3 protein-coding genes are annotated in these 3,813 nt (G+C 49.6%); 1 reads left to right on the top strand and 2 read right to left on the bottom strand.

What is annotated here, in order from left to right; translation table 11 throughout:
- The first annotated feature begins 266 nt into the window (after positions 1–266).
- Positions 267–2,756, top strand: a complete 2,490-nt coding sequence (locus HMPREF9006_RS10235) for a glycoside hydrolase domain-containing protein (protein ID WP_009212109.1) — start codon at positions 267–269, stop codon at positions 2,754–2,756.
- A gap of 29 nt (positions 2,757–2,785) precedes the next feature.
- Here the strand turns inward: HMPREF9006_RS10235 and HMPREF9006_RS10240 are convergent, their stop codons facing one another.
- Together HMPREF9006_RS10240 and HMPREF9006_RS10245 are read right to left on the bottom strand one after the other, a co-directional pair.
- Positions 2,786–3,187 (bottom strand): hypothetical protein, encoded by a 402-nt coding sequence (locus HMPREF9006_RS10240; RefSeq protein ID WP_202812430.1) that lies wholly within the window; start codon positions 3,185–3,187, stop codon positions 2,786–2,788.
- A complete protein-coding gene (locus HMPREF9006_RS10245) occupies positions 3,180–3,728 on the bottom strand; it encodes a hypothetical protein (protein ID WP_232209814.1) in 549 nt (182 codons plus the stop codon). Before HMPREF9006_RS10245 ends, HMPREF9006_RS10240 begins: the two co-directional genes overlap by 8 nt.
- Positions 3,729–3,813 lie beyond the last annotated feature (85 nt).

Here is a 3,813-nt window from a genome sequence, read left to right on the forward strand (position 1 = left end):
CCTTGATCGGCGCCTGGTCCCAGCGCTACAATGAAGAACACCCCCACAGCGCGGTGGGCTGGCTCTCACACAACCAGTACGCGCGCCAATGGGCGCAACACCACCAATAACAACCAACAACCCTCACAACACCCGGTCCACAAAACCAGACCAGGCCAAGGTGAGGGCGAAGAATTCCGGGGCTTCTCATCCGGTGTTCTGGATCCCTCCCTGTCAGGTGTTCGCCTGTCTTGAGTTAACAAACTGGTTTCTAAAAAGGAGGAATCATGACAGATCAAATGGTGCTAAAAACACAGCAATGGCTCAATCGCACCTATAGGAGCAAGGCTGGATTCGGTTCAGTCGTAGAGGACGGATATACAGGCTGGGGCACTATCAACGCGCTAATCCGCGCTCTGCAAATCGAGCTGGGTATTACGACAACGGCGAACAATTTCGGACCGGGAACTATCAGTCGCTTCCAGTCTCGGTGGCCTAACGGCATCCACCAACAGGATGACGGCCCACAGGAGACTTCTAATGTGTACGGCATTATCCAAGGCGCCTTGTGGTGCAAGGGATATTCTGCCGGTGCCAGCGATATCACGACTCACTTCTATAGTGGAACAGGAAAGGCCATCAAACAGCTTAAGAGCGACATGGGCATTGGTGGAGATTCCACTGTGACGCCCGACGTCATGAAAGCGCTGTTGTCAATGCAGCAATTCGTCCTGCTTCGCTCTTATGGGGGCATTTCAGCGATTCGGCAAGCACAGCAACAAATCAACCAACAGTATCGCGCTTATACCGGAATCATCCCAACCGATGGACTCTACGGTCGGGAAATGAATACTGCTCTGATTCAGGTCTTGCAAGCCATTGAAGGATTTAGCCCTGCGGAAGCCACAGGTAATTTCGGCAATGGCACCAAAGCGCATCTAACAATAGTTACACCCAGCAATGCGGCAAGTTTACCGAAGTGGGCTTGGCTAGCTCAGGTTGCTCTAGTGTGTAACCGGATTTCTCCCGATATCTATCCTTCTGCACAAACCGCACTGTCAACGTTCGTTCCGCAATTCCAATCAAAGTATCAGCTCCCACGAAGCGGGGTGGTCGACTCGACTACATGGATGAGCCTGTTGACCTCGAAAGGTGATCCGAATCGCGCCTGCAAAGCATGCGATACACGCTTCGAGATTACGGCTGAGCGACTCAACCTACTTAAGGCGAACGGCTATGAGATCGTAGGACGTTACCTGACTGAACCCAATCAGGATTCAAAAGATCCGTCTGACTATTTCAAAGCAATTCGCCCCGGAGAACTTGAACGCATCACCAACGGAGGGATGAAGTTCTTCCCAATATTCCAAGAGTATTCCACCGAATTGCGCCACTTCACTCGAGAAAACGGAACTCGCCATGCCACGCTTGCAAGGCAAGCCGCCCAAAGACTTGGCATTCCGGGAACGTATATCTATTTCGCTGTTGATTTCGACGCGACCGACCCCGAGGTCACAAGCCATATTCTTCCGTATTTCCAAGGCGTGCGTGGAAGCCTGGGAGGCGGATACAAAGTGGGTATCTACGCATCACGCAATATTTGCAGCCGCATCATTAAAGCCGGATACGCTGGAAGCGCGTTCGTCTCGGACATGTCTACAGGATTTTCTGGCAACCTCGGCTTCCCTATTCCTGATAGCTGGAACTATGATCAGTTCACTGAAATCAGTGACTACAAAGGTCAGGGGTTTGACCTTGATCGGGTCGCCTATTCAGGTCAAGCTCCAGCAGTGGATCATGTTGCACCCTCAAGTGCCGGTGACGCTGCGCCCGACACCAGCATCGATTACAACAAGCTGGCTCCAATTGATCTGATCTGGCATTTAGAGAAGCGCTTTGAGGAATTACGTGCTGATAGCAAAGTTGGTGAGGACTACGTTGCGGGTTCTCATGGTGCGGGAACGTGGATTGCCGTTCCGACTTGGCGTTGCATACTCAACTATTTAGCAAAAGCCTACCTGCGTGACGGTGGTAGTGGATCTGCGGTGAACTGGTCCGTGTCTGCCGAAAGTTTCAGGAGTGCTGACGCGAGAGTACTCGAGAAGGACGCTGTAGGCAAGAAGATCATCGCTGCCTTGAATCGCTATATTGATAACACTTGGCGGCAATCCATGACTGACAAGACCGGAGAATCGGTTGATCTGGCGCATCTGGCGGCAACAACACTTGGATACACCGACTGGAATGTTATCCCTGATGCGTGGACTGGCTGGGCCGGAGATCTAGCCACAGCGATGGAAAACATTCAGAAAACGCTTGACTGGAATCCCAACGCGAACCTGGATCAGGTGGCCACAGCCCTAGTAGGACAAGGCAATGATTACCGCCAGCATCCTGGCTTGAAGGGGCTAGTACTTGACAAGAAAAACGACAAGGGAGAATGGGAATCGGTAGGAAACAACTGTAACCGTGACGACCTCTGCTGTGACGGAGATGCCATCGTTATCGCTAACACGCTAGAAAACGGCAACGACGACAACACTCATCTTCTGTCAGCAACATTGCGAGAGTACTACAACAATTCCAGCAAACTTGCCAACAGATTCAAGCAGATCGCCAGCAGTGTTAATGCCTCAAATGCTTCAGGCGCGTTGACAGCATTCACTTCAGTCATGTCAGGAGTTCCAGGTGGGGTTCTAAGGCGAAAGCTAGCTGGTTCAATTTCCTCAGAGGTGATTAATAAAACCTGTGAAAAACTAGCGAACTTCATTTTCTGATGGATCATTAGGGGCAGAAACATGGCAAGCTACCCTTTTCGCATCGCTAAACGAATCAGGTAGCCTGCCATGAAAATGACAGCTGGAATTCCATAAAGTCCACACCATTTAACATCCGAAGGGGAATTTGGAGCTACTGGATACCAAATGTGATTTCCGGTTGCAAACACGCTTCCTCCAGTTGAAATCCAAAATGCCATAATGTTAGCGACCAAGCCAAAGCAGTAAAGCAAGAGTGGCAAAACAAAAAAGTTTAGCGGCCATTCTGATACCTGGATTTTCCGGGTGATTAGTAATGCAACTACAGGTATGAGAAATGGTTCAATGACTGCCGCAGGGAACAGCACCCACACCAGGTCGCTGAGAAAAACAGTCTGGAATACCAGAACACATACGGCATAGACCAGAGCGATTTTGACGATATCACGCATCAGTGCCCCTTCCCTCGCCATACCTAGTCAGAGATAAGCCAGCTTCACTAGAGATTCGTATGACAGCTTGCCGAAAGCTAGCTGAATTCATCTGCTGACAATTGATTTGGTCTTTTCCTTGGTGTGGCGCTTGGGTAAAAACGCTAAACCCAAGCGCTACACCACCAACAACAAGAGCGCCGATGGCGGGAACGGAAAACTGGCTCAGCAGTTGAGAAAAAGAATCACTATGAACTAACGAGCCAACACCATCGAGTGACAAGAGAAAAGCTGAGAGACCGATAAAGGCTCCTGCTGAAAGTTGCAACGCGCAGGCAGATTGAATACCGATTATATGCTTATTGAAAAGCAGAAGAAGAATCGTGAAACACACATACACGATTGGCATCAATAAGAAGACTACAAAAAATCTCTGATCCTGATCCTTGCACCGTTGAAAGATGGCGACGAAAAGCCACGCGCCGACAAAATATGCCAGAGCAGATACAAGAAACACAGATATTTTTTTGATGACCAGTCCCTTCAACTTTTCGCTACACATTTTGATAAGGCAACGGCATCAGGAGTTGTATGCCCCAATAGGTTTCATTCTACAAGAAGGGTTGCCCTGCATTGCTATGATAATG

The organism is Actinomyces sp. oral taxon 180 str. F0310 (assembly GCF_000185285.1).
Taxonomy (GTDB): Bacteria; Actinomycetota; Actinomycetes; order Actinomycetales; family Actinomycetaceae; genus Pauljensenia.